Origin of the sequence: Nocardioides marmoribigeumensis, assembly GCF_031458325.1 — a bacterium.
Lineage (GTDB): Bacteria > Actinomycetota > Actinomycetes > Propionibacteriales > Nocardioidaceae > Marmoricola_A > Marmoricola_A marmoribigeumensis.
Map to the genome: position 1 here is coordinate 3232379 of NZ_JAVDYG010000001.1, position 25918 is coordinate 3258296.

The 25918-nt window shown below is 73.6% G+C and carries 17 protein-coding genes; 11 read left to right on the forward strand and 6 right to left on the reverse strand.

Features of this window, described 5'->3' with window-relative positions; translation table 11 throughout:
* Positions 1-30: 30 nt before the first annotated feature.
* The 3 genes from J2S63_RS15450 to J2S63_RS15460 all read left to right on the forward strand — a co-directional run bounded on the left by J2S63_RS15450 (position 31) and on the right by J2S63_RS15460 (position 11169).
* Complete coding sequence (locus J2S63_RS15450) at positions 31-723, forward strand: Type 1 glutamine amidotransferase-like domain-containing protein (protein WP_310304005.1); 693 nt, start codon at positions 31-33, stop codon at positions 721-723.
* Positions 724-733: 10 nt separating this feature from the next.
* Entirely contained in the window at positions 734-1369 is a 636-nt protein-coding gene (locus J2S63_RS15455) for a DedA family protein (protein ID WP_310304007.1), read from the forward strand.
* Between the two features lie 248 nt (positions 1370-1617).
* On the forward strand, positions 1618-11169 hold the full coding sequence (locus J2S63_RS15460) for a SpvB/TcaC N-terminal domain-containing protein (protein WP_310304009.1): 9552 nt from the start codon (positions 1618-1620) through the stop codon (positions 11167-11169).
* A 2-nt stretch (positions 11170-11171) separates the two neighbouring features.
* Here the strand turns inward: J2S63_RS15460 and J2S63_RS15465 are convergent, their stop codons facing one another.
* Entirely contained in the window at positions 11172-12377 is a 1206-nt protein-coding gene (locus J2S63_RS15465) for an MFS transporter (protein ID WP_310304011.1), read from the reverse strand.
* 65 nt (positions 12378-12442) lie between these two features.
* On the opposite strand from J2S63_RS15465, the gene J2S63_RS15470 reads away from it, so the two are divergent.
* From J2S63_RS15470 to J2S63_RS15490, 5 genes are read left to right on the forward strand one after another with little or no spacing between them, the layout of a single operon-like run.
* Positions 12443-13057 carry a biotin transporter BioY gene (locus tag J2S63_RS15470; RefSeq protein WP_310304013.1) on the forward strand — a complete coding sequence of 205 codons (615 nt, stop codon included), beginning with the start codon at positions 12443-12445 and terminating at the stop codon, positions 13055-13057.
* Entirely contained in the window at positions 13026-13997 is a 972-nt protein-coding gene (locus J2S63_RS15475; RefSeq protein ID WP_310304015.1) for an acyl-CoA synthetase family protein, read from the forward strand. The genes J2S63_RS15470 and J2S63_RS15475 overlap by 32 nt, the downstream gene beginning before the upstream one ends.
* Positions 13994-15115 (forward strand): thiolase family protein, encoded by a 1122-nt coding sequence (locus J2S63_RS15480; protein WP_310304017.1) that lies wholly within the window; start codon positions 13994-13996, stop codon positions 15113-15115. Before J2S63_RS15475 ends, J2S63_RS15480 begins: the two co-directional genes overlap by 4 nt.
* Entirely contained in the window at positions 15112-15804 is a 693-nt protein-coding gene (locus J2S63_RS15485) for an energy-coupling factor ABC transporter ATP-binding protein (RefSeq protein WP_310304019.1), read from the forward strand. Before J2S63_RS15480 ends, J2S63_RS15485 begins: the two co-directional genes overlap by 4 nt.
* A 1-nt stretch (position 15805) precedes the next feature.
* Positions 15806-16420 carry an energy-coupling factor transporter transmembrane component T gene (locus tag J2S63_RS15490; RefSeq protein WP_310304021.1) on the forward strand — a complete coding sequence of 205 codons (615 nt, stop codon included), beginning with the start codon at positions 15806-15808 and terminating at the stop codon, positions 16418-16420.
* A gap of 217 nt (positions 16421-16637) precedes the next feature.
* Here J2S63_RS15490 and J2S63_RS15495 read toward each other — a convergent pair whose 3' ends face one another.
* The 4 genes from J2S63_RS15495 to J2S63_RS15510 all read right to left on the reverse strand — a co-directional run bounded on the left by J2S63_RS15495 (position 16638) and on the right by J2S63_RS15510 (position 19600).
* A complete protein-coding gene (locus tag J2S63_RS15495) occupies positions 16638-17378 on the reverse strand; it encodes a glutamine amidotransferase (RefSeq protein ID WP_310304023.1) in 741 nt (246 codons plus the stop codon).
* Entirely contained in the window at positions 17375-17869 is a 495-nt protein-coding gene (locus J2S63_RS15500; RefSeq protein WP_310304025.1) for a fascin domain-containing protein, read from the reverse strand. Before J2S63_RS15500 ends, J2S63_RS15495 begins: the two co-directional genes overlap by 4 nt.
* Positions 17870-18023: 154 nt before the next feature.
* Positions 18024-18815 (reverse strand): siderophore-interacting protein, encoded by a 792-nt coding sequence (locus J2S63_RS15505; protein ID WP_310304027.1) that lies wholly within the window; start codon positions 18813-18815, stop codon positions 18024-18026.
* Complete coding sequence (locus J2S63_RS15510) at positions 18812-19600, reverse strand: adenylate/guanylate cyclase domain-containing protein (RefSeq protein WP_310304028.1); 789 nt, start codon at positions 19598-19600, stop codon at positions 18812-18814. The genes J2S63_RS15505 and J2S63_RS15510 overlap by 4 nt, the downstream gene beginning before the upstream one ends.
* Positions 19601-19635: 35 nt before the next feature.
* Here J2S63_RS15510 and J2S63_RS15515 point away from each other — a divergent pair, with 35 nt between their 5' ends.
* Positions 19636-21438, forward strand: coding sequence for an N-6 DNA methylase (locus tag J2S63_RS15515; protein ID WP_310304031.1), 1803 nt, complete (start codon positions 19636-19638; stop codon positions 21436-21438).
* Here J2S63_RS15515 and J2S63_RS15520 read toward each other — a convergent pair.
* The gene (locus J2S63_RS15520) at positions 21374-22573 is read right to left on the reverse strand and encodes an acyl-CoA dehydrogenase family protein (protein ID WP_310304033.1); all 1200 of its coding nucleotides are present in this window, start codon (positions 22571-22573) and stop codon (positions 21374-21376) included. The two genes, J2S63_RS15515 and J2S63_RS15520, sit on opposite strands and share 65 nt — an antisense overlap.
* Positions 22574-22695: 122 nt before the next feature.
* On the opposite strand from J2S63_RS15520, the gene J2S63_RS15525 reads away from it, so the two are divergent.
* Positions 22696-24786, forward strand: coding sequence for a RecQ family ATP-dependent DNA helicase (locus J2S63_RS15525; RefSeq protein ID WP_310304035.1), 2091 nt, complete (start codon positions 22696-22698; stop codon positions 24784-24786).
* 86 nt (positions 24787-24872) lie between these two features.
* Positions 24873-25916, forward strand: a complete 1044-nt coding sequence (locus J2S63_RS15530; protein ID WP_310304037.1) for a tocopherol cyclase family protein — start codon at positions 24873-24875, stop codon at positions 25914-25916.
* Positions 25917-25918 lie beyond the last annotated feature (2 nt).

The following is a 25918-nucleotide window of genomic DNA, read 5'->3' on the forward strand; positions in this document are numbered from 1 at the left end:
TGACCGTGCACCCGACGTCCGGAGGACCCGTTGAAGCTCCTGCTCACCTCAGGTGGGGTCACCAACCCCACCATCCGCTCCGCCCTCGTGCGCCTCCTCGGCAAGCCGGTGGAGGAGAGCCGCGCGCTCTGCGTCCCGACCGCCCAGTGGGGGCACCCGAGCTGCGGGCCGGCCTCGGCCCGCGGGTTCGTCGCCGCCGAGCCGACGTGGCGGCACTCCACCGGGCTCGGCTGGGGCTCGGTGGGCCTGCTCGAGCTCACCGCCCTGCCCAGCATCGGCGCCGACCGCTGGGTGCCGTGGGTCCGGGAGGCCGACGTCCTCGTGGTCGACGGTGGTGACGCCACCTACCTGTGCCACTGGGTGCGCGAGTCCGGCCTGGCCGACCTGCTGCCGACGCTGCCCGACCTGGTCTGGGTGGGCATCAGCGCCGGCAGCATGGTGATGACCCCGCGGATCGGCGAGCGGTTCGTGGAGTGGCACGGCGCTCCCGACGACCGCACCCTCGGGGTCGTGGACTTCTCGGTCTTCCCGCACCTCGACCTGTTCCCGACCAACACGACGGCCCGCGCCGAGCAGTGGGCCGCCGGGCTCGACCACCCGTCGTACGCCCTCGACGAGCAGAGCGCGATCACGGTCGTCGACGGAGCCGTCGAGGTGGTGTCCGAGGGGGAGTGGCGCAGGTTCGAGGCCGGTGGTCAGGTCACCGACAGGTGCCGGAGGTAGGTTCCACCGAATGGTGCACAGCGTGATCGACGCGATCCGGACGGTGCCGCCGATCGTGGCCTACCTGATCATCGGGCTGCTCGTCTTCGGCGAGGCGGCGGTGTTCATCGGCTTCGTGTTCCCGGGCGAGACGGCGGTCCTCCTCGGCGGCTTCCTGGCCAGCCAGGGTGACCTCGGGATCGTGACGCTGGTCGTCCTGGTCGTCCTCTGCGCGATCGTGGGCGACTCGGTGGGCTACGAGGTCGGCAAGCGCCTCGGGCCGCGCGTGCTCCGGCTGAGGATGCTGCGCCGGCACGGGTCGAGGATCGACAGCGCCCAGGACGCGTTGCGCCGGCGAGGCGGGCCGGCGGTCTTCCTCGGCCGGTGGACGGCCTTCCTCCGTGCGGTCATGCCGGGGCTGGCCGGCCTGAGCCAGATGCGCTACCGCACGTTCCTGATGTGGAACGCGCTCGGCGGCCTCGTCTGGGGGGTGACCTTCAGCCTGGTCGGCTACTTCGCGGGTGCGTCCTACCAGAAGGTGGCCTCCACGATCGGCAAGGACTCCGCGATCGTGCTGGCCGTGCTGGTCGTCGGCGTGCTGGTGTTCTGGCACTTCCGGCGCCGGCAGGGCGAGCAGGAGGAGCACGAAGGGCAGGACGCCGCCTGACCCGTCCGGTGACGAGGGCGTGGACAGATGTCCGCGCGGGGCGCGCCGGCGTGCGCGGACGGGCGGTCGTCCAGGGGCGAGGGTCCCGGTGCGGTTGGGGACCTTCGGTCCGAGTTCCAGCGGAACGGCACCCGGGACCGTATGCCGCCTCCGGTGCCCAGGCCTAGATTCGCGAGCGGCTCGCCTGGGCGGGCCAGGGAGGACGCACCCACCGGACCTCCCGTCCTCGAGGGGTAGGGGTCTCCCACATGTCCACTCGCCTGTACTCGCTGCGCACGACCATCGACGAGGCGAGGGGACGGGTCCTCGGTCGCGGCAGCCGGTTCTCCGGGCGGTGGCGGGTCTCGACGCTGCTGGCCCTCGCCCTGGCGCTGATGTTCCTGCGCCCGGTCGCCTACACCGGCGAGGCGAGCGGCAGCCCGGCCGACGGCTACCTCGACGACGTGCCGGACACCACCCCGGCCGGCCTGGGGGACGTCGACCTGACCAGTCTGCAGTACGCCGACCCGACCGAGGGCGTGGACGTGATGCAGCCGCCGGTCGCGGCACCCGACGGTGGTGCGAGCGCCTCCCTGCCGCTGAGCCTGCCGGCCGGACGGGCCGGCGTGCAGCCCGACCTCGCGCTCTCCTACGACTCCGGCGGCGGCAACGGCTGGACCGGCGTGGGCTGGGACCTCTCGGCCGGGGCGATCACCCTCGACACCGAGTTCGGTGCGCCGCGCTACCTCGCCGCCAAGGAGTCCGAGACCTACCAGCTCGACGGGGACCGGCTGTTCCCCAACGCCATCCGCACCGACCTCGCCACGCGGACGAACCCCAAGGAGGACTTCGTCCGCACGGTCGACAACGAGCGCGAGCACATCGCGCGCTACGGCAGCGGACCGGCCGACTACTGCTGGAAGGTCAGCGACAAGGAGGGCAACACCCGCTACTACGGGGGCGAGCCCAACGACGCGGGCACCTGCGACCGCGACCCCTCGGCGATCCTGTCGACCGCCGGCAGCTCCGGGGTGGACGGCGGCGGCACCGGTGACTTCTTCTGGGGGCTCACCTGGGTCGAGGACATCAGCGGCAACGTGATGCGCTACCGCTACGACAAGCAGTCCGGGGTCTCCTTCGGGCTCAAGTCGGAGTCGGGCGGCGACCCGACCGGGGTGTCGATCTACCTCCGCTCGATCGAGTACACCGGATTCCGCTGGGCGGACACGGACAACCCTGACGAGCCGGCCTACCGGGTGACCTTCCTGCGGGACGGGGACGTCTCCGGCGCCAGCCGACGCAAGGACTTCGGCGTCGACGCCAGCAGCGGACGCCCCGTGGTGGTCAAGGACCTGCTGCGCCGGGTCAGGGTCGACTACCTCAGCCCCGAGCACTACGACGACGGAGCGGCACCCCAGCTGGTCAAGGGCTGGCGCCTGACCTACGACCAGAGCGGGCCCTACGACAAGTCGCTGCTGACCAAGGTGACCGAGTTCGGCAGCGACGGCGAGGACGGGCCCGAGCACGTCTTCACGTGGTACGACGACGTGCACGCCGCGGACGGGACCTACCAGGGATTCGGTCCCAGCGAGCAGTGGGGGCGGTCCGGCACGGCGGGCCCCAACAGCCACGTCAACATCGCGGCGCAGAGCGCCCTGGGCACGTCCTACCGCGGCGGCGCGGACGGGGGGAGCTACATCGGCTTCAACCCGGTCATCCCCAGCAAGATCGGCTCCTTCGGCGGGTCGTTCAACATCGCGGGCGGCCAGTCGGTCACCGAGAGCACCCTGGTCGACCTCAACGGCGACGGCCTTCCCGACCGGGTGTGGGCCGACGGGGGCGTGATCAAGTACCGCCCCAACCTGCACCGTCCCGGCGGGAGCGTGAACCCCTCCGACCTGTCGTGGTTCGGCCCGGAGAAGACCATCTCCGGCATCGACTCCCTGGGTCGCTCCAGCGACCTGCGCATCGACCTGCACTTCGAGGCCTACCCGGTCGTGGCGATCCAGGTCGGCGGCGGCTTCGGCTTCTCCTTCGGCCAGGAGTACTTCACCGACGCCAACGGTGACGGACGCGTCGACTTCATCAAGGGCGACCGCTCGGTCTGGTACAACGTGCTCGACCCGGCCACCGGCACCCCCAAGTTCGTCAGCAGCAAGGCGATCGACCCGATCGCGCAGCACCTCGAGGTCCCGCTCGACGACTTCGTCTCCGACCTGGCCGACTCCATGCCCCAGTCGGTGACCGACCTCCTCACCGACTCCAGCCCGCGTATCGACACCGTCCGCCGGTGGGTCGCGCCCTTCACCGGCGACGTCGAGGTCACCGGTCCCGTCTCGCTCACCGATGGTGCGAGCTACGACGGCGACGGCGCCCAGGTCAGCATCGAGCACCACGAGACGACGAGGTGGAAGACGGTCCTCGACGCGTCCACGACCTCGGCGAGCCCTGACGTCACCTTCCACGTGGACGCCGGCGACCAGGTCTGGTTCCGCGTCCACGTGATCAAGACCGCTGCGGGCGACCACGTCACGTGGGACCCGACGGTCACCTACACCGGCGCCTCGGGCTGGGCGACGGACGCGCAGGGACGCAGCCAGTCGACGTACCACGCCTCGAGCGACTTCACGACGTTCGGCCGGACCGGTGCGCGCACCAGCCTGACCGACCCCGGCAGCACCCAGGTCGAGGTGACGCTGACGCCCGGCGCGAAGCTCTCCGACGACGTCGAGGTGGTGCTGCTCTCCGGCCGCGGGCACGGCGCCGGCACGGCCACGACGATCGCGACCCTCCCGCAGCACACCGACGCCGCGGTCACCGGGACCAAGACCCTCACCGTGACCGCCCCGTCGACCAACCCGGGCGCGAAGGCCGACGACACCTCCGACGACTACGAGGAGAGCGACTGGATCGAGGTCCACGTCGTCAGCGACTCGCCCGTCGACCCCACCAAGCTGGGCGTCCAGATCACCCTGTCCAACCCCTCCGCGCCGGACCCGGCCCTGCAGCTGACCGCGGACGACCAGTCGACCGTCGACGACCTCGACGTCCCGCTGGACATCCCGGTCGTGCCCGACGTCCGGGTCTTCGGTCGGAGCACCCTGACGTCGAGCTACGTCCCGTGGACCGCCCCGAAGACCGGCAAGGCGTCGCTGCGGGTCGTGCTCGACTCCTCCGGCCTCACCCCGTCCTTCAGCACGAAGGACAGCGAGAAGCCGCGCTCGAGCGACATGGCGATCACCGTGAAGCGGCCGGACGACGGCCTGGTCGCCAAGAAGACGTTCGTCGCGACGGAGAAGAACGACACCCTGGTCACCAAGCGTCGCTTCGACGAGGACCAGACGCTCACCTTCGACGTCACGGAGGGCAGGACCTACTGGCTCGACGTCAGTGCCGCCGATCCTGCGGTGGGGGCACGGCTCGCTGACCAGCACGGCGTCAGCTCGACCATCCACGTCACCTACCAGGGCAAGGACGGCGACGGCAACGACGTCGACGTCAACACCGCCGACGTCGACTCCGGCGCACCGCTCAGCTGGCCCGACGTCGACGGGGTCTTCCCCTCGGCCAACCGGGGCTGGGGCTACGCCGGCTACAACGCCGACGCCGACGGCGCGCAGGGCGGCGACCCGCTCGTGGAGTCGCAGTTCGACGTCAAGGACGACTTCAGCTCCTACGACAAGGACACCGACATCCCCGACGCGCCCACCCCGGGCGACGCGCGGGGCGGGTCGGTGAGCCCGTCGGACTTCGACGAGGTCTTCCCGTTCATCCCGTGGGTCTCGGCCGGCAGCGACGTGGCCGACCAGTGGCGCTCCGGCCCCAAGGCCACGATCTTCGGCAAGGCCGGGGACCTGCAGGCCGACCGGCTGGGCGAGGACATCGTCGTGCCCAAGGCGGGTGCGGCCTCGCAGGGCCGGCGAGCGCCCCTGATGACCTCGGTCGACGGTGACTTCAACATCATGGTCGGCCTCATCGCCAACTTCACCGCGGCCGCCGGCGGCGGGCGCGAGATCAACGAGTTCGAGGACTACAACGGCGACGGGCTGCCCGACGTCCGTTCGGGGAGCTCGATCGAGATGACCGGTCCTCGCGGCGCGAAGGCCGGCGAGGTCCAGATCGGCGAGAACCCCTTCGACACCTCGCTCGCCCTCGGTGGAGGACTGAGCGGGTCGGCGATCGCGATCTCACCGAAGAGCAAGAGCGGGGCGGTCAAGGGCAGCGGCCCCAACAAGACCTCGAAGAAGACCTCCCGCGGCATGAACGTCGGGCTGGGGTTCGACCTCGGCGCGGAGTGGACCAACCCGATCGCCGACGGCGAGGCGCAGGCGTCCACCAGTGGTCACGGTGACAAGAACACGATCACCTCGGACCTGGCCGACTCGCGTGAGGGCCTGACGCCCGCGGCCGGGGCCTCGGGGACGATCTTCGAGCGCGGCATGGAGGACATGAACGGCGACGGCCTGCCCGACCGGGTCGACACCTACACCTCGGGCGAGATCTGGGTGCGGCTCAACCTCGGCTACCGCTTCGCCGACAAGGCGGTGCAGTGGTCCACCGGGCGCCTGTCCTACGGAAAGAACGTGACCGGCAACCTGTCGGCCGGCTTCCAGTTCGACGCCTACGAGTTCGCCGGCGGCATCGCCTACAGCGAGTCCGTGGGCTACGACCTGATGAGCTGGGACGACATCGACGGCGACGGCGTGCCGGACCGCACCAACAAGGTGCGTGGTGGCGGCGACGGCGAGCCGCGCACGGTGTTCGGCTCCGCGGACGGCATGGGCCGCACCGAGGTCGACTTCGGCAACTACTTCCACGGCAACGTGCGGGTCGACGCCAACAAGGCGGACACCACCCTGGCCGACAGCAACGGCGACATGGCCGGCGTCAGCCTGCCCGGCGGCCAGACGTCGGTGTCCCGCTCGACCAGCCTGACCGGCGGCGTCGACTTCAGCATCTACATCGGCCCGATCTGCCTGGTCGCCTGCTACGTCGTGATCAACCCCGGCGTCCACGGCGGCTACGACCGGTCCACCGACCAGGTGCAGCTGACCGACGTCAACGGCGACGGCTACCCCGACTCGGTGCGCAGCACGTCCGACAACGACCTGCAGGTGCGGCTCAACCAGCACGGCAGGACCAACCTGCTCGAGTCGGTGACCAACCCGCTCGGCGGGCAGTTCCGCCTCGACTACGAGCGGACCGGCAACACCACGACCAGCCCCGAGTCCACGTGGGTGATGAAGAGCGTCGAGATGGAGGACGGGCGCTCCGGCGACGGGGTCGACGTCCAGAAGTCGACCTTCGACTACTCGGGCGCGCTCTGGGACCCGGCCCTGCGGGAGCAGCTCGGGTTCAGCAAGGTGGTCGAGAAGCAGCTCGGCGCCGGCGGCGCGACCCTGCGCTCCTTCGAGCGCACCTACCGCAACGCCACCCCGTTCGACGAGGGCCTCCTGGTGCGCGAGACCACCAAGGACGCGAGCGGCGCCACGCTGCAGGACCGGAGGTACGCCTACGCCCTGCTCGACGCGGACCCGCACAGCCCCGACTTCGGGTCCACGGTCGACGCAACCGGGCTCCCGGCCGTCGGCGCCGCCGACCGGTTCGACCTGCTCGACCGGGCGATGGACCCGGTGCTCACCCGCGACGACCTGCGCGGCTACGACGCCGCGGGGCACGAGCAGCAGCAGCTCACCGACTACACCTACGACGAGCTCGGCAACGTCAAGGGCGTCCACGACGGCAACGAGTCGGAGACCACGGGCGACGACACCTTCACCCAGGTCACCTACCCGCAGTGCGCCACGCGCTCGGGCGACCGCGTGCTGGGTCCGGACGACAGCTGGGTGTCGGTCCCGCAGACGGTCACCGTCTTCGGCAGCGACCACGCGGGTGGCGACGTCATGCAACGTCGCGACGGGGGCCCGGACCTGTGCGTCAACGCGGCGCCCGTGCGCCTGGCGGAGCTGGTCTCCCCGGCCTCGCAGAACGACTGCCACCAGGACCTCTACGGCATCACGGAGATGACCTTCGACGCCCACGGCAGCGTCAACTCCGTGGCGCGGCCGGACAGCGAGCGGCCCGCGTGCGACGACTACCCGGCGGCCCACGTCGAGTCCGACGACCTCACCTTCGACGGCTGCTCGTCGCTGGACGCCGAGGCGGACGCGCGGCGCTCCTGCGTCGACTACGTCTTCGACCCGCACCGGTTCACCGACATCGCCGAGGTGACCGACAACCACGGCATCGGCTCGAGCGCGACCTACGACCCGCTGACGGGACGGCTGGCCACCCGCACGGACGAGAACGGCAACGTCACCTCGTTCACCTACGACGCGCTCGGCCGCACCGCCTCGGTGGCAGCCCCCCGCGAGCACGGCGACGGCAGGACGACGATCACCTTCGAGCACGGGCCGTCCAGCGCCAGGCTCGACCCGAGCGGTCCCCACATCTGGGCGGCGGCGCACCAGTACGACGCCTTCCACCCGGCCAACACGATCGACACCGCGACGTTCGTCGACGGTCTCGGACGCGTGGTGCAGCACAAGCGCGACGCCAACGTCGACGGCGTCGACGCCGAGGTGCGCGTGGTCGAGGGGGCCGTGGAGTACGACGCCCTCGGGCGCGCCACCAAGGAGTGGTACCCCACGGTCGAGCGTGCCTCGGCGCGCCCTCTGTCGGCGTACAACACCAACACCTCGGAGTCCGGCCAGGCCGACGCCGGCGTCCCGGTGACCGCACCGTTCGTCCGCACCTTCGACCTGCTCGACCGGCTGACCAAGCAGGTGCTGCCGGACGGGTCGCAGGAGACCATGGCCTACGACTACGCGGTGATCCCCGACCCGAACCACGTCTACAGCAGCGTCGCGGACGGCCCCCTCACGCTGGCGCACCTGACCAGCACCGACGTGCTGGGCAAGAAGGACGAGGCCTGGTCCGACGTCGGTGACGCGGTCTACCTCCGCAAGGAGACGCCGGTCTCCGCGAACAACCCGGACGGCTCCGCCGGCCCGATGGCGTCGCTGCCCTCGGCCAGCCCGGTGATCGCCGCTCGGCGGGTCAAGGCCTCGGTCGGCACGCCGGGACCGATCAGCACCTACTACGAGTACGACCGGCTGGGACGCCTGACGGCCGTCGTCGACGCGGCGGGTGCGCGCACCACCCACGTCTACGACCCGAAGGACAACGACATCGCCACGACGACGCCCGACGGCGGGCTGGTCGCCCGCACGTTCGCGCCGGCCGGCAACGCGCTGACCGAGACGCGGGCACGTGGCACCACGGCGACGTACCTCTGGGACCGCGACCGGATGGTCGGCACGGACTACTCCGACAGCACCCCCGACGTGAGCTACACCTACGGCGAGGCCGGCGCGGACGAGAACGGCGCCGGGCGCGTGGTCGAGGTCGTCGACGGTGCGATGGACCGCACCTACGGCTACGACGTCGACGGCAACGTCGCGCGCGAGACCGCGACGCAGGACCCCGACCCGTTCGGCAAGGGCGCGGTCGACGACCCGGCGTCGTGGACCACGAGGTGGGCCTACGACAGCCTCGCGCGGGTCAAGCGGCTGACCTATCCCAACGGTGAGGTGCTCGAGCACGACTACGACCTGGGCGGGCGGCCGACCAGCCTGGTCTCGCACACGCCGCAGAGCGACCTCTACGACCAGTACGGCAACGTGGTCCACCGACCCGACCTGGTCCTGCACTACGTCGACGGCGTGACCTACGACCAGTTCGGCGCGACGGTGTCGCGGATGGACGGCAACGGCGTCCGCACGCGCTCGACCTACGAGCCGACGCGTCGCTTCCTGGCCTCGGTGAAGACCGACTCGACCGTCAAGCAGCAGTACGACGGGTCGACGTCGGTGGCACGTCCGCTGCAGCGCCTGCAGTACACCTACGACGCGGCCGGCAACGTGCGCGACGCGGTCAACCGGCTCTACGACAACGGCACCGCCACCAAGGTGACCGGCCTCGGCCCGGTCCCGGAGAACAACGTCCCCGGGCCGTCGCAGCAGGCCTACACCTACGACGGCTTCTACCGCCTCACCGGCGGGGTGGGCACCTATGTCGACCGGCAGCAGAACCGCGACTTCAACCTCACGGTCGACTACGCCCCCAACGGCAACCTGCTCGGCAAGACGCAGGCGACCACGACCACCGGGACGACCGGCAAGACCGGCGGCAAGAAGGGCACGGCGGCGGCGTCGCTGGCGTCGGCGGGACTGGTGCTGTCCGCGTCCACGGTGCGGGCCGGCAAGCCCGGTCCCGGAGGTGGCGGCACGACGACCACCACGACCTGCGACTCCGACACCACCTCCGGTGGCGGCACGGCCAACCAGGACCTGCACAACACGTTCACCCAGACCGCCTCGGACGTGGAGTACCTCAAGAACGCCGACGGCACGACCTCGCACAAGCTCAAGAAGCGGGGTCCGCGCACCTACACCTACGACGCGACGGGCAACCTGACGGGCTGGCGCGAGCCGTGTGCCGGCGGGACGAGCGAGGTCCGGCGCAGCTGGGAGTGGGACGCGGAGAACCGGGTGACGCGGATCCACGACGGCAACAACGACACCGTCTACCGCTACGACGCCGAGGGTGACCGGACGCTCGAGTGGGGCCCGGGCGGGCACCTGTGGTTCGTCAACGACCACTGGAACACCGCCAACGACGGCCACCGCTACGCCAACGTCTACCTCGGCACCGAGCTGGTGGCGATCCACCGCACCAGTCCCGACAAGGTGCAGACGCAGCCGGCGTCGTGCACGGACACGACCGAGACCATGTGCGCCTGCCCGAAGGGCGGCGCGTGCGTGGTCGCGGCGGCGACGTCCTGCTCGAGCGGGCAGCTCTACGACCCGGGGACGAGCACCTGCCAGCCCCGTCCCGAGGTCAACATCCACCACCTGCACAAGGATCTGCAGGGGAGCCTGCGGGTGGCCACCGACGAGGTGGGCGGGGTGTTCCAGTACCTCGACTACCTCCCGACGGGCAAACCATGGGTGCTCGGGCAGAGCACGATCAAGGACACGCCCTACCTCTTCGGGAGCGGCTGGACCGACGCGACCTACGACCTGGTCAACTTCGGCGCCCGCTGGTTCGCCCCACGCGAGCAGGCGTTCCTCAGCCCGGAGCCGCTGCTGGCCGAGGACCCGATGGCCGCGGTCGACGACCCCTCGCTGCTGTCGGCCTACACCTACGCGGCCGCCAACCCGCTGCGCTACGTCGACCCGACCGGGGGGGCGCCCCGCGAGGCGTTCGACTTCGGGACCGACTTCAGCAAGCACCAGCGTGGGACGTTCACCATCTCCGACGAGAGCCGGGCCAAGCGCCCCGGTCCCGCCATCACGTTCGGCGGTCGCAACGACGGCACGACCCAGAAGCGGATCGATGCCTGGGACGACGCGAACAGCAAGGCGGGCGAGTTCTCGACCGCGCTCAAGATCGAGCAGGGCGACGACGGCTCGTGGAAGGTGAAGTTCTTCGGGGTCGGCAAGAAGGACGCCAAGAAGAGCCCGGCGCCCGACCCGCAGGCGGGTGACAGCGGGGACGACGACGCGGCTGCGCCTCAGGCGGCGCCGACGGTCGCCGACCCGCAGGCGCCGAACGCCGTGCCGGCCGCGGCCGCCCAGCCGGGTGGGGCCGGGGCCGACGACGCCGGGGCGGCCCAGGCGGCGCCTCCCGCGGCAGCGCCGGCCGACGCGGCCGCTGCGGGCGACGACGCCGGTGGCGACCAGCCCGCGCCGCCGCCCCCGCCGCCCCCGCCGCCGGCCCCCGCGGCACCGGCAGCACCGGGGCCCGACAAGGAGTGAGGTCAGCCTGCGCCGCGGCGGCGCAGGGTGAGCGCCAGGACGACCGTCGCGAGCAGCTGCAGCGCGACGGTCACCACGAACAGCCAGGTCACCGAGACGTCGTACAGCGCGCCGGCGAGGGTGCCACCCAGCGTCGCGGCCACCCCGACGACCGCCGCGAACACGCCGTACGCCGTCGCACGCCGGCCGGGGCCGACGAGGTCGGCCACGGTGGCGCGCATGGTCGACTCCTGGATGCCCAGCGCCACGCCCCACAGCAGGCAGCCCGCGGCGGCGACCCAGACCGTGCCGCTGAACCCGAGCACGGGGACGAGGGCCGCGACGGCCGGGAGCGAGAACAGCACGACCGGGCCCCGGGCGTCGTACCCCCAGCCGCTGAGCAGGGCGGCGGCCGCGTCGACCAGCTGGGCGCCGGCGTAGAGCAGCGGGACGACGGCGGCGGCCATCATCCCGGTGGTGACCAGGTGGAACGACAGCACGCTGAACGTCGCGAACCCCGCCATGGTGAGGGCGGTGAAGCCGGCGTAGGCCCAGAACAGCCCGGGCAGGCGGTCGACGTGCGCGACGGAGCCGGGGGAGGCGTGGGCTGCCGGGTGGTCCTCGTAGGCGGCGGGGTCGGGCACCTGCCGGCGCAGCCACAGCACGAGCGCGACGAGGCCGACGCCCGGGACGGCCAGCACCAGCAGGGAGGGGCCGTAGTCGTCGCCGGTCAGCCACAGCATCCCGGCCACCAGGAGCGGCCCGACCAGCGCGCCGAACTGGTCGAGCGCCTCGTGGACGGCGAACCCGCGGCCGCGGCCGGTGACCGCGGTGGCGTGGGAGAGGAGCGTGTCCTTGGCCGGTGCGCGGACGGCCTTGCCGACCCGCTCGAGGATGACCAGCGCACAGGCGATCCAGAGGGCCGACGCGAGCCCGAGGAAGGGCACGCTGACCGCGGTGATCACGTAGCCCGCGATCGTCCACTCCCAGAAGCGCCCGCTGTGGTCGACCGCCGGGCCGGAGACCAGGCGGAGCAGGAGCGCCGCGCCCTCACCGATCCCGGAGACCAGCCCGACCAGCGCGGCGCTCGCGCCGAACGACGCGAGCAGCGGCCCGGTGATCGACCGGGCGCCCTCGTAGAGGATGTCGCCGAGCAGCGCCACGATCCCGAACCAGGCCACGAAGCCCCAGGCGCCGAGGCGAGCCGGTGCACCTGTGCGTGAGGTCACCGTCACAGTCTGACCGGTGGGCGGCGGGTGCCCTGCCCCCGTGGCCCGCGCCTAGACTCCGGCGCATGAGAAACCCCTCGACCCGCGGCCTGCTCGGCGCCCGCGACCTCGCTCTGGTCGCTGTCTTCGTCGGCATCGTCGCGGCCTTCGGGCTCGTGCCGGCGTTCCAGCCGACGGGCCTCGCCGTGCCGATCACGCTGCAGTCGATGGGGGTCATGCTCGCCGGCAGCATCCTCGGGGCCCGCCGCGGCGGCCTCAGCCTGCTCGTCTTCGTGCTGCTCGTGGCCGCGGGTCTCCCGCTGCTGGCCGGCCAGGTCGGCGGTCTGGGCATGTTCACCACCCCGCGCGCCGGCTTCCTCGTCGGCTTCCCGGTCGCCGCGTTCGTCACCGGGCTGGTCGCCTCGGCGGCCGCACGCCCGGGCCGGGAGTACGACGTCCGCTGGGGCTTCCTCGCCAACGTCCTGGGCGGCGTGGTGGCGCTCTACGCCTGCGGGCTCCTCGGCGTGATGCGCTTCGCGCACCTGCCGGTCGACGAGGCCTTCACGGCGCTGTGGGTCTTCGTGCCCGGCGACCTGGTCAAGGCGGCCGTCGCCACGGTCGTCGCCGCCGGCGTCCACCGCGGCTACCCCGGCCTGCTGGTGCGGGAGCGTGACGAGCAGCCCGAGCCGGCCGCAGTCTGACGCGGTCGCGCCGCTCGACCGCCCCGACCCCGTCGCGGCGGTCCTGCAGGCGCACCACGACGGTGCCCCGTTGCTGCTCGGCACGTCCGGCAGCACCGGCGCCTCGCGCCCGGTCCGTCGCACGACGGCCTCGTGGTTCGACTCGTTCCCGGTCGTTGCCGGGCTGACCGGCCTCGGCCCGGACTCGCTGGTCTGGGTGCCGGGACCGCTCGCGGGCACGATGAACCTCTTCGCCTCCGTGCTCACCGCGTGGGCCGGCGCGACCCTGGTCGACCGGCTCGAGGCCGCCACGCACGCCCACGTCACGCCGACCGTGCTGCGCCGGCTCTCCGGGCTGGCGGGCCGGCACGTCACGGTGGCGGGGGACCGGCTCGACCAGGCGTCGTACGCCGCGGCGGCGGCGGCCGGCGCGAGGGTCGCGCACTACTACGGCGCGGCCGAGCTGTCCTTCGTCGGCTGGGGCTCCCACGAGGGCGACCTCGCCGTCTTCCCGGGCGTCGAGGTCTCGGTGCGCGACGGGGTGATCTGGGCGCGATCCCCTTACCTGGCTGACGTCCCGACGATCGACGGGTTCGCGACGGTGGGTGACCGCGGGTCGCTCGACGGGGACCGGCTGCGGGTGGTGGGCCGCGGGGACGCCGCGGTCGTCACCTCGGGCGCGACGGTGCTCGTCGAGGACGTCGAGACCGCGCTGCGTCCGGTGGCGCGCGGCGAGGTCGTCGTCCTCGGGGTCCCGCACGCCGAGCTGGGACAGGTCGTCGCGGCCGTGCTCACCGACCGGGCGGACCAGGCCCGCTGCCGCTCCGTCGAGCTGCCGGCCACCCACCGCCCTCGTCTCTGGTACGCCGTCCCGGCGCTGCCGCGCACGTCCGCCGGCAAGGTCGACCGGGCCGCCCTGGCGTCTCTGGTGCACGACGGCGCCGAACGGCTCGTGCGATGACCGCCTGGGTCGTCGCGGCCCGGCGCTCCCCGGTGGGCACGGCCGGCCACGCCTTCGCCGAGGTCGAGGCCGCCCGGCTGGCCGCCCCCGTCCTGCGCGCGGTCGCCGACGAGGCGCGCACCGTCACCGGGCTGGCGCCGGACGAGGTCGTGCTCGGCAACTGCATGGGTCCGGGCGGCGACGTCGCGCGGGTCGCGGCGCTGGCCGCGGGGCTCGACGTCCCGGCCCTCACCGTCGACCGGCAGTGCGCCAGCGGGCTGGCGGCGGTGGTCTCTGCCGTCGCGCAGGTCCGGGCGGGTTCGCCGCTGGTGCTCGCGGGCGGGGTCGAGTCCGCCTCCACGGCCCCGTGGCGGTCCTGGCCGCCGGCGCCGGGTCGGGAGCCGGTGCGCTACGAGCGCGCGCCCTTCGCCCCCGCCGAGGTCGGCGACCCCGACATGGGGGAGGCCAACGACCGCCTCGCCGCCCGCGCCGGGGTGAGCCGCGAGCGGCAGGACGCCTACGCCGCCGAGTCCCACCGCCGCGCGCACGCCTCGCGGGAGGCCGGGCGGTTCGACGCCGAGGTTGTCCCGGTCGCCGGGGTGGCTCGCGACGAGCGGCCCCGTGCCGGGATGAGCGCCGCGCGGCTCGCCCGTCTGCGCCCCGCCTTCCGCACCGCAGAGGAGGGCGGCACGGTCACCGCCGGCAACTCCTGCGGCGTCAACGACGGTGCCGCGGTGGTCGCGGTGGTCGGTGAGCGCCCCGGCGTCCCGGCCCTGCGCGTCCTGGGCTCGGCCACGGTCGCCTGCGACCCGAACGACCCCGGCCGGGGGCTGGTCCCCGCCACCCGCCGCGTCCTCGAGCGCACGGGCCGCTCCCTCGACGAGGTCGACGTGGTCGAGCTCAACGAGGCCTTCGCGGGCCAGGTCCTCGCCTGCTGCGACGAGCTCGGCCTCGACCCCGCCCGGGTCTGCCCCGAGGGCGGGGCGCTGGGGCTCGGCCACCCCTGGGGCGCCTCGGGCGCGCTGCTCGTCGTACGCCTCCACGCGCAGCTGGTCCGCTCCGGACACGGAGGCCTCGGCCTCGCCGCGATCGCCGCCGGCGGCGGCCAGGGCGTCGCCCTCCTGGTGGAGGCGACATGAGCCGCCTCGAGCTGACCGGTGTCACCCACGCCTACGGCGTCGGGTCCGCGCGCCGCGAGGTGCTGACGGACCTGTCGGTGACCCTGACCGAGCCGCGCATCGGCGTCGTGGGCGCCAACGGGTCGGGCAAGTCGACCTTCGCCCGGCTGCTCAACGGGCTGGTCGTCCCCACCCGCGGCACCGTGAGCGTCGACGGGCTCGACACCCGCACCCACGCCAAGGACGTACGTCGGCGTGTCGGCTTCTGCTTCACCGACCCCGACGCCCAGATCGTGATGCCCACCGTGCAGGAGGACGTCGGCTTCGGCCTGCGCCGGCGCATGTCCAAGTCGCAGGTGGCCGAGCGGGTCGCGGCGGTGCTCGAGACCTACGGGCTGGCCGGCCACGCCGACCACCCCACCCATCTCTTGTCGGGTGGACAAAAACAGTTGCTCGCCCTCGTCAGCGTGCTGGTCACCGAGCCGTCCGTGCTGGTGCTCGACGAGCCGACGACGCTGCTCGACCTGCGCAACACCCGCCGGGTGGCCGAGACGGTCGCCGGCCTGCCCCAGCAGGTCGTCATGGTGACCCACGACCTGGACCTGCTCGACGACTTCGACCGCGTCCTCGTGTTCGACCGGGCCCGCCTGGTGCTCGACGGGTCGCCGAGCGAGGCGCTCGCCCACTACCGCGCGCTGATGGGGGCCTGAGGTGCAGGCGCTCGGGCTCTACCAGCCAGGGGACTCGGTGCTCCACCGCCTGCCGGCCGGGGTGAAGCTGCTCGTGCTGCTCGTGCTCGGCGCCGGCTCGTTCCTGCTCGACCGGGCCTGGCAGGGCGGCGCGGCGGTCGCGGCGGCGCTCGTGCTCTACGCCGTGGCCGGGCTGGGCCCCCGCCTGGTGTGGTCGCAGGTCAAGCCGCTGGTGCTCCTGCTGCTCGTCCTCGGCACCTTCCACGCGCTGGTCAACGGCGTCGACCGCGCGCTGCTCGTCACCTCGTCGATCCTCGCGCTGGTGCTCCTGGCGGGGCTCGTCACGCTCACCACGCGCACCAGCGCCGTGGTCGACGTCGTCGTCCGTGTCGCCGGTCCGGTGCGGCGACCGTTGCGGACGGTAGGGCTCGACCCCGAGCGGATCGGCCTGCTGGTGGCCCTGAGCATCCGCGCCGTGCCGGTGGTCGCCGGCCTGGCCGTCGAGGTGCGCGACGCCCAACGCGCCCGCGGCCTCGAGTCGGATCCGCGCGCCTTCGCCGTGCCGCTGATCATCCGCTCGATCCGCCACGCCGACGCGGTCGGCGAGGCGCTCGTCGCCAGGGGCCTCGAGGACTAGTGGCCCCGACGCAGCGGCATCGCCGCGGTGGTGCCCCGACAGTGGCATGGGCGCGCATCTCCCGCTTGCACTGATCGAAGGCGAATCCCGTCGACTCGGCGCTCGGGCGTGCGATTCGCCTTCAGTTTCCCTCCGGCCCGAGGCGAGCGCTCATCGGCATCGTCGCGCGCCGATCACCGAGCAGACCGACTCCGCACCCGGGTGCCGCAGGACCCGGTCAGCGCGCGTAGAGCTCGACGAACCGCTGCAGCAGCCGCGGAGGCTCGCTGACGGCGGCCCGGGCGGCGTTGGCCTTGAGCCACTCGGCCTCGTGGGGCTCGAAGTAGCCGTAGTCGCGGTAGACCTCGATGCGCGTCTGCAGCCCCGGCACGTCGAGCTCGGGGTGGAACTGCGTGGCGTAGACGTGGCGCCCGACCCGGAACGCCTGGACCGGGCAGCTCGCCGAGGAGGCCAGCAGCACCGCGTGGTCGGGCAGCGTGGTGACCGCCTCCTTGTGGCCGACGAACGCCTCGAAGGACCCGGGCAGCGCCGAGGTCAGCGGGTCGACCGCGCCCTCGCCGGTGAGCTCGATCGCGACCGCGCCGATCGCCTCGCCGAACGTGCCGTCGACCACGCCACCCTGGTGCACCCCGAGCGTGCCGACGCCGTAGCAGGCGCCGAGGAACGGTCGGTCCTCCACGACCACGCGGTCCAGCAGGGCGAAGACGTCGGCCTCGACCCGCACCTGCTCCGCCGACTTGGTCCCGGCCGGCACCGAGGTGGTGAACGGGCTGCCCCCGAGGATCACCCCGGAGAACGCGTCGAGGTCCAGCGAGGCGGCCGGAGGGGCGTCGGGCTGCTCGAGCCGGATGCGGACCAGCTCGCTCTCGGACAGGCCGCCGAAGCGCAGGAAGGCGGCGTACTCGTCGTCCGCCGCCACGTCCTCCGCGCGCGTGGCGAGCAGGACGAAGGGCTTCACTCCCGCGACTCGACCACGGGCTGGGCGAACTGGCGCGGCATGTCGGCCACCCGGGGGGTGCCGGCCTTGACCTCGGCCACCTCGCGGGCCAGCGCACCCGGCACCATGCCGTAGCGCAGGCGGGTGGTCGCCTCGCCGTCGCGGCCGTCGGCCCGCACGGTGGCGCCGACCTCGCCGGGCGCGGCGACGAAGGTGCGCTCGCAGGTGCGCAGCGAGACGCCGCCGTCGGGCCACAGCACCTCCTCGAACGCCTCCTGGGGTCCGAGCCCACCGGCGAGGGTCATCCGGAGCAGGCCGTCGGGCCCGAGCCGGCACGAGAGGTAGGTGCCGTAGGGCGTGCAGAGCGCGACCCGCTCGTAGGGCAGCTGCACCCGGTCCCACACCCCACCGAACGACAGCCCACCGTCGGCGACCACCACAGGCGTGCCGGCCACGACCGGACGGGGGGCGACGAGGTGGTGCGCGCCGATCCTGAGCGCGGTGAGATGCATCGGTCCTCCATGGCGGCCGGGGTGCGGGGGGCGGTCGCGAAGGCGCCGGGCGCCTTCTGTCCCCAGCCTGTCACGTCCCGGTTTGTCGTCCCACGGACCAAGGGACCGAACAGGACCCGGATGGACGGGACGCACGTCCCGAGGACCCTCGTGCCTAGTCGTCCCGGGCGGCGTCGTAGTCCGCCCAGATCTGCTCGTCGCTCTTGCCCGCCGCCTTGCCGGCACGCCAGATCGGCCCCGGGTCGACGGACCGCGGCTGTCGGCGCAGCACGCTGCGCCAGTAGCCCATCACGTGGTACGACGCCGCGGGCAAGCCGCGCTCGCGCATCAGGTGGGTGCGGATCGCGCGCATCTGCGCCGACTCGCCGCCCATCCAGAAGTAGCCGCTGCCAGGGGGCAGGTCCAGCTCGCGCACGACGTCGGCCAGCGCGCTGTGGCCGGGCTCGGGCGGGGAGAGCCAGGTGGTCGACGCCAGGACCTCGGCGGGCAGGTAGGCGGAGAGGTCCTCGGGCACCTCGGCGTGGATCGCCAGCGTCCGCTCGCCCCCACGGGCCAGGTGCCACTCGCTGATCCGCGCGATCGCGGGCAGCGCGGTGAGGTCCCCGACCAACACCAGCCAGGTCGCGTCGGCCGGCAGGACGAAGGCGCCCTTGGGCTCGGTCACGACCACCTCGTCGCCGACGCAGTCGCGGGCCACCCACTCGGTGACCAGGCCGACGTCGTGGACCATCACGTCGAGGGTGAGCAGGCCGTCGCGCCAGGAGCGCACGGTGTAGTAGCGACTCTGGAACTGGCCCGGCACGACCAGCCCGACCCACTCGTCGGGGAGGCCGGTCGAGGTGAACCCCGCCAGCCCGGCGCCGCCGAGGACGACCCGCACGAGATGCTCGCTCAGCTGCTCCCGCGCCACGACCGTCGCGGTGAACCGTGCCGCCCGCGCCGTCATGCCCGCACCGCCCAGATCTCGTGGACGCCCCCGAGGCCGCGCAGCTCGAACTCCCCGCACGACTCGACGGCGTACTCCTGCAGCGCGTCCACGACCGGTGTGGTCACCAGCACCTGTCCTCCCTCGGCGCCAGCGGCGACCCGCGCCGCGATCGCGACCGCTCGCCCGAAGTAGTCGCCGTCCCTGGCGATCGCGGGCCCCTCGTGGATGCCGACCCGCACGCGCACCGGCGTACGACGGCGGCGGGCTGAGCCCGCGGTCTCCGCCTGGATCGCCATCGCCGCGTCGACCGCGTCCGAGGGGGAGCCGAACGCCATCATGAAGCCGTCGCCCTGCGTCTTGACCACGTGTCCTCGGTGCTTCCTGACCTGGTTAGTGACCACCCGTGCGTGCGCCCCGAGCAGCTTGACGAAGTCGGCGTCGCCCAGCTCCTCGTTGAGCGGGGTGGAGTCCTCGATGTCGGTGAACATGAGCGTCACCGTGCCGTCGGGTGCGGCGACCCGGACGATCTCCTCGCGGTCGGCCATCGCCCAGTCGGTGAGGTCCTCGATCGAGGCGGTGACGAGCCCGCCGTAGAGCCCGCGCTGGCGCACCCGGCTGGCGGTGTCGACCATCCGGCGCATCGCCCAGCCGGCGGCGTGCGTGGCCCGGGCCGCGGGGGTGTCCATGCTCGACCGCAGCTCCTCGTGGGCCCGGCGCTCGAGGCGCAGGGCGCGCACCGCGGCGAGGAGGGCGATCGCGGTCACGGACTGGCTGGCCGCCAGGGATACCGTCCACGTGTCCACCGGTCCAGGGTCCCATGCGTCGTGAGGAGGTCGGCATGCCGCTCCCCGCCGACGACGCGGTCCGCGCGGTCGTCGCGCAGGTCGGCCGGGCGGGGACCTACCGACTGCTGTTCTCGGTCCTCGCGTCGCACCAGGGGCACGACGTCCCGGCCGCCCTCGAGCACCCGTCGCTGGCGGACCGCGACCTTCCGCCGCTGCTGGCCCACCTCGCGGAGTCGGTCCCGCCGGGGGAGACGGACCCCACGGCGGACCTGCTCGGCCTCGGCGACCTGCACCAGCGGCTGCTCGCGGACGAGGAGCGGCGGTCAGCCGGGGCGTGGTTCACGCCGTGGCCGCTGGTCGAGCACCTGCTCGACCTGTCCATGCCCGCGGGGGACGACGTGACGACCGTCCTCGACCCGGCCTGCGGGGCAGGGGTGTTCCTCGCCGCGGCCACCCGGCGTCTCGTCGCTCGGGCCGGACCCGCCGCCGACGTCGTCGACCTCGTCGTCCGCCACGTGCACGGCGTCGACCTCGACGCCGACGCGGTCGAGCTCGCGAGGGTCGTGCTGTGGCTCGAGCTCCTGCCGTGGCTCGACCCGGCCGGTCCGCTGCCCGGGCTCGCGCTCCGCGTGGGCGACACGCTCGGTGACGCGGCACCTGACCACGCGGCGTACGACGTCGTCGTGGGCAACCCGCCCTTCCTCAACCAGCTCGAGCGGGCGACCGCCCAGGAGCGTGTGGCTGCGGAGCGGGTGCGGCGCGAGGACCCCGGCCTCTACGGCGCCTACACCGACCTGAGCGCGGTCTTCCTCGCCCGCGCGGCGACCTGGGTCCGCCCCGGTGGTCGGGTCGCCCTCGTCCAGCCGGTCTCGCTGCTCGCGGCCCGCGACGCGGGGGCGGTGCGTGCGCGGCTGGCCGAGACGTGCGTGGTGGAGGGCCTGTGGACCTCCGACGGCCGGGCCTTCGACGCCTCGGTGGAGACGTGCGCTCCCGTGCTGCGGCGACGGATGGGTGCGGAGGCGCAGGGGACCGTCGACCGGTCGGGGGGCGTCCCGCCCGTCCCGTCCCCGGCCGTGCCGGCGGGGGATCTCGGTGGCTCGTGGGGGCACCTGCTCGCCGCCGGGCTGGGGGTGCCCGCTCTCGTCTGGCGGACCGACGGGGCGCTGGGCGACCTCGCCACGTGCACCGCGGACTTCCGCGACCAGTACTACGGCCTGGCCGGCGCCGTCGAGGAGGGAGCCGGGCCGGGCCGCGCCCCGCTGGTCACCTCCGGCCTCGTCGAGCCCGCACGCTGCGACTGGGGCGAGCGGCCGACGCGTTTCCTCAAGCAGGCCTGGCAGGCGCCGGCCGTCGTCCTCGACCGGCTCCCCGCCGAGCTGGCCGCCTGGGCGGCCGCGCGCCTGGTCCCCAAGGTGCTCGTCGGCACCCAGGGGCGGGTGGTCGAGGCGGTCGCCGACCCCGAGGGGCGGTGGCTGCCGTCGGTGCCGGTGATCAGCGTCGTCCCGGAGCGGGACCGCCTGTGGCACGTGCTCGCCGTCCTCCTCGCACCCCCGGTGAGCGTGCACGCGGCGACGGCGTACGCCGGGGCCGCGATGAGCCCGACCGCGATCAAGCTCAGCGCCCGTCAGGTGGCCGCGATCCCGCTGCCCGTCCGCGTCGAGCAGTGGGACGAGGCGGCCTCTTTGTTGTCAGACGGACAAGAAGCAGGTCTGGTCGAGGCCGCCCGCCTGATGTGCACGGCGTACGACGTCCCGCCCGGCCCGGTGCTCGACTGGTGGCTCGGGCGCGCACTCAGGAGCCCGCGCGGTCGACCTCGATCCGCCCGCCCGGCGCCCGGTCGAGCGCACGGCCGATGACCAGGCGCTGGATCTGGTTGGTGCCCTCGAAGATCTGCATCACCTTGGCCTCGCGCATGAACCGCTCGACCGGGAAGTCCTTGGTGTAGCCGTAGCCGCCGAGCACCTGCACCGCGTCGGTGGTCACCTTCATCGCGTTGTCGGTGGCGACGAGCTTGGCGACCGAGGCCTCGGTGGAGAACGGCAGGCCGCGGTCCTTGAGACGGGCGGCGTGCAGCATCGTGGCGCGCGCGGTCTGCACCGCGGCGGCCATGTCGGCCAGCAGGAACGACAGGCCCTGGTGGTCGATGATCCGCGAGCCGAAGGCCTCCCGCTCCTTGGCGTAGGCGACCGCGTGGTCCAGCGCCCCCTGCGCGAGGCCGGTGGCGACCGCGGCGATGCCGAGACGGCCGGAGTCGAGACCGGCGAGGGCGATGCGCAGGCCGTCACCCTCCTCGCCGAGCCGGCGCTCGGCCGGGACCCGGACGCCCTCGAGGCGGATCGTGGTCGTGGCCGAGCCGGTGAGCCCCATCTTGCGCTCCGGCGGGTCGGCGACGAGGCCGTCGGCGTCGCCCGGCACGAGGAAGCAGGAGATGCCGTTGCGGTCCTCGGAGGTGCGCGCCATCACCTTGTAGAAGTCGGCGTGACCGCCATGGGTGATCCACGCCTTGGCGCCGTCGAGCACATAATCGCCGGCCCCTCCTGAGCTTGTCGAAGGGTCGCGACGCGCACGTGCCTTCATCGCGGCCGGGTCGGACCCGGCGTGCGCCTCGGACAGCGCGTAGGCGCCGAGCAGCTCACCGCTGAGCATCTCGGGCAGCCACTTCTGCTTCTGCTCGTCGGTGCCGCGGGTGAAGAGCCCGAAGCACGACAGCGCGTGCACGCTCACGCCCACCCCGACCGAGGCCCACACCGCCGCGATCTCCTCCAGCACCTGGAGGTAGACCTCGTAGGGCTGCGCCCCGCCGCCGTACTCCTCGGGGTAGGGCAGGCTCAGCAGCCCGGCGCGCCCGAGGGTGCGGAACGCCTCGCGCGGGAACGTCTCGGTGGCCTCGGCGGCCGCCACCTGCGGGGCCAGCTCCTTGGTCATCAGGTCGCGGGTGAGGCGGATGAGGTCCGCGGACTCCTCGGTCGGCATCAGGCGGTCGGCAGGCATGGGCCCATCTTGTCCCACCACTCCCCGTGGAGGTCCCCGTGGAGGTCCCCGTGGAGGTCCCCGTGGAGGTCCCTGTGGAGGCGGGGACCCGCCTGTCGGCACCGCCGCCTACCGTGGCTCGCGTGTGGAACGACGAACGAGCAGCGACCGCGTCCCGGGTGATCACGGCGATGGCCGGCGAGGGGGCGACCCTGCGCGAGGACCAGCTCACCGCGGTGGAGGCGCTCTCCGACGCCGGGTCACGGGTGCTGGTCGTCCAGGCGACCGGGTGGGGCAAGTCGGCGGTCTACTGGGCTGCGACGGCGGTGCGTCGCTCCGAGGGCGCCGGGCCGACCCTCGTGGTCTCGCCGCTGCTGTCGCTGATGCGCGACCAGGTCGCGGCCGCCTCGCGGGCCGGTCTGCGGGCAGCGACGCTCAACTCCGGCAACGTCGAGGCGTGGGGCGAGATCGAGGGCGCCCTGCGCACCGGTGACCTCGACGTCGTGCTGGTCTCGCCCGAGCGGCTGGCCAACCCCGGGTTCGGGCGCCGCGTGCTGGAGGGGCTGGCCGGCCGGCTGGGCCTGCTGGTGATCGACGAGGCCCACGCGGTCTCCGACTGGGGCCACGACTTCCGGCCCGACTACCGCCGGGTCAGCGACGTGCTGCAGCGGCTCAACCCCGACACCCCGGTGCTCGCCACGACGGCGACGGCCAACGAGCGGGTCACCGAGGACGTCGCCGCCCAGCTGGGCGAGGCGACCCTCGTGCTGCGCGGTCCGCTCGCGCGCGCCAGCCTGCAGCTCTCGGTGGTCGACGACCTCAGCCCGATCGAGCGCTACGCGTGGGTGGTCGACCAGCTGCCGACCCTGCCGGGCTCGGGCATCGTCTACGCCCTCACCGTCGCCGACGCCGAGCGGCTGACCTCCGCGATCGCGGCCGTGCACGGGGCCGACGTCCCCGTCGCCGCCTACACCGGCCAGCTCGACCCGCAGGCGCGCGAGGGCCTCGAGGACGCACTGCGCGACAACCGGCTCAAGGCGCTGGTCGCCACCTCCGCGCTCGGCATGGGCTACGACAAGCCCGACCTCGGCTTCGTCGTGCACGTCGGCGCCCCGCCGTCGCCGGTGTCCTACTACCAGCAGGTCGGCCGCGCCGGCCGGGCGATCGACCACGCCGCCGCGGTGCTGCTCCCGTCGTCGGCCGACGCGGGTGTGTGGGACTACTTCGCCACGGCGACCATCGCGCGACCCGAGCAGGTCGAGCGCCTGCTGGCCGCGCTCGGCCACGTCAGCGACCCGGTGAGCGTCCCGGCGCTGGAGGCCCAGACGGGGCTGCGCCGGGCGCGGGTCGAGCTGCTGCTCAAGCAGCTGGCCGTCGACGAGGTGGTCGAGCGCGTCGAGGGCGGCTGGCTGCCGACCGGCAAGGAGTGGGTGTACGACGAGGCGCGGGTCCAGGCGCTGCTCGCCGTGCGCCGCCGCGAGGCCGACATCATGGAGGCCTACACCCGCGGCGAGCGCTGCCTGATGGAGCTGCTGCAGAGCGCGCTGGACGACCCCCACGCCGAGCCGTGCGGTCGCTGCTCGGTCTGCCGGGGCGGCCTGCCCGACGGCCTCCTGGCCGCTCCCGACCCCGCGACCGTGCGCACGGTGGCCACCCTGCTGCGCTCGACCAACACGGTGCTGGAGCCGCGCAAGATGTGGCCCGGCGGGGCGTTCGGCGCACGGGGCCGCATCGCCCCCGACGAGCTGGCCGAGGAGGGCCGGGTCCTCATCCACGCCGACGCCCCCGAGTGGGCGGAGGCGCGGGCGGTGCTGGGTGGCCCCGACCGCCCCCTCGGCGAGGAGGTGCTCGAGGCGAGCGTGGGGCTGCTGTCGCGCTGGCGGCAGACCTGGGCCGAGCGTCCCGAGGTCGTGGTGGGGCTGCCGGCCGCCGGGCGAGCCGCCGCGGTCGCCTCGGTCGCCGACCACCTGGCCGGGGTGGGGCACCTCGAGCGGGCCGACCTCGCCGGGGTGCGCCCCCTGCAGGGCGACCCGCCCTCGGGCGAGGAGGCGGCCCACTGGCGCGACGCCCTCGGTGGACCGGTCGACGCGGTCGCCGACTCGGTCAAGGGCCGGTCGGTGCTGCTGGTGGTCGACGCGACCCGCAGCGGGTGGGCGGTCACGATCGCCGCGGCCCTGCTGCGCCGGGCCGGCGCGAGGGTGGTCCTCCCGTTGGTGCTGCACCGCACCGTCTGACAACCTGACTGCGTGAGTGAGCGCAGCGAGCGAACCAGCAGGTCACCCGTGGCTCCGCCGCCGAGCGAAGCGAAGGCGGTGGACGGGTGAGCCTCCTGTCGCGCGCTGCCCGGGCCTACCGCGCCACCGGCGCCGACGCGCCGTACTCCGACCCCTGCCGGGCCCACGGGGTGACGATGGAGGGCTACTTCTGGCGCTTCAGCGACGCCGCCTCGGGCCGCGTGCTGATCGCCCTCGACGGCGTCAACCGGGCCGACGACGGGCTGTGGGCGACCCTCGGGGTGGCGGCGCACCCCACCGGTCACCTGGTCACCGTCGAGCACCCCGAGGCCGCGGCCGACCCGCACGATCTCGGCGCCTCGGCGGGCTCGGCCTTCGTCGGCACGCGTGACCGGCTCCGGGTCGAGCTGCCCGGCACGAGCATCGACGTGGAGGTCCGTGACCGCGTCGAGTGGCCGCGGTCGTCCCTGGGGGGGTCGAGCGTCTTCCAGTCGGTGCCGGCGCTCAACCAGTACTGGCACCCGTGGCTGCTCGGCGGCCGCGCGCACGGCGAGGCCACGCTGGGTGACGAGACCTGGGTCCTCGACGGCTGGCAGGTCTACGGCGAGAAGAACTGGGGCAAGGGCGGCTTCCCCGACTCGTGGTGGTGGGGCCAGGCGCAAGGGTTCGCCGAGGAGGGCGCGTGCGTCGCCTTCGCCGGCGGCGAGGTCACGGCCGGCCCGCTGCGCACCACCGTGACCGCCCTGGTCGTGCGCCTGCCCGACGGCCGCCTGCTCCGGCTCGGCGACCCCGTGGTCTCACCGGTCCGCGCCGAGGTCTCCGACGACCGCTGGCTGCTCAGCGGCCGCGGGTTCGGCTGGCGGGTCGAGGTGGAGGGCGTCGGCGACCTCGGCGCGGCCCACGTGCTGCCCGTCCCGCTGCCGGCCGAGCGGCGCAACATCGCCGGCGCGATCGAGCACCTCGGCGCGACCTTGCGGGTCGACGTACGCCGCTCCGGTCGCCGGGTCTGGTCGGGGGAGTCCCGCGTCGCCGCGCTCGAGCACGGTGGCATCGAGCGCGCCCAGGCCGAGATCCTCCGTCGTGGAGGCACGCGCGAGGACACCGACGCCCGCCCCGAGCGGGCGGGTTGAGG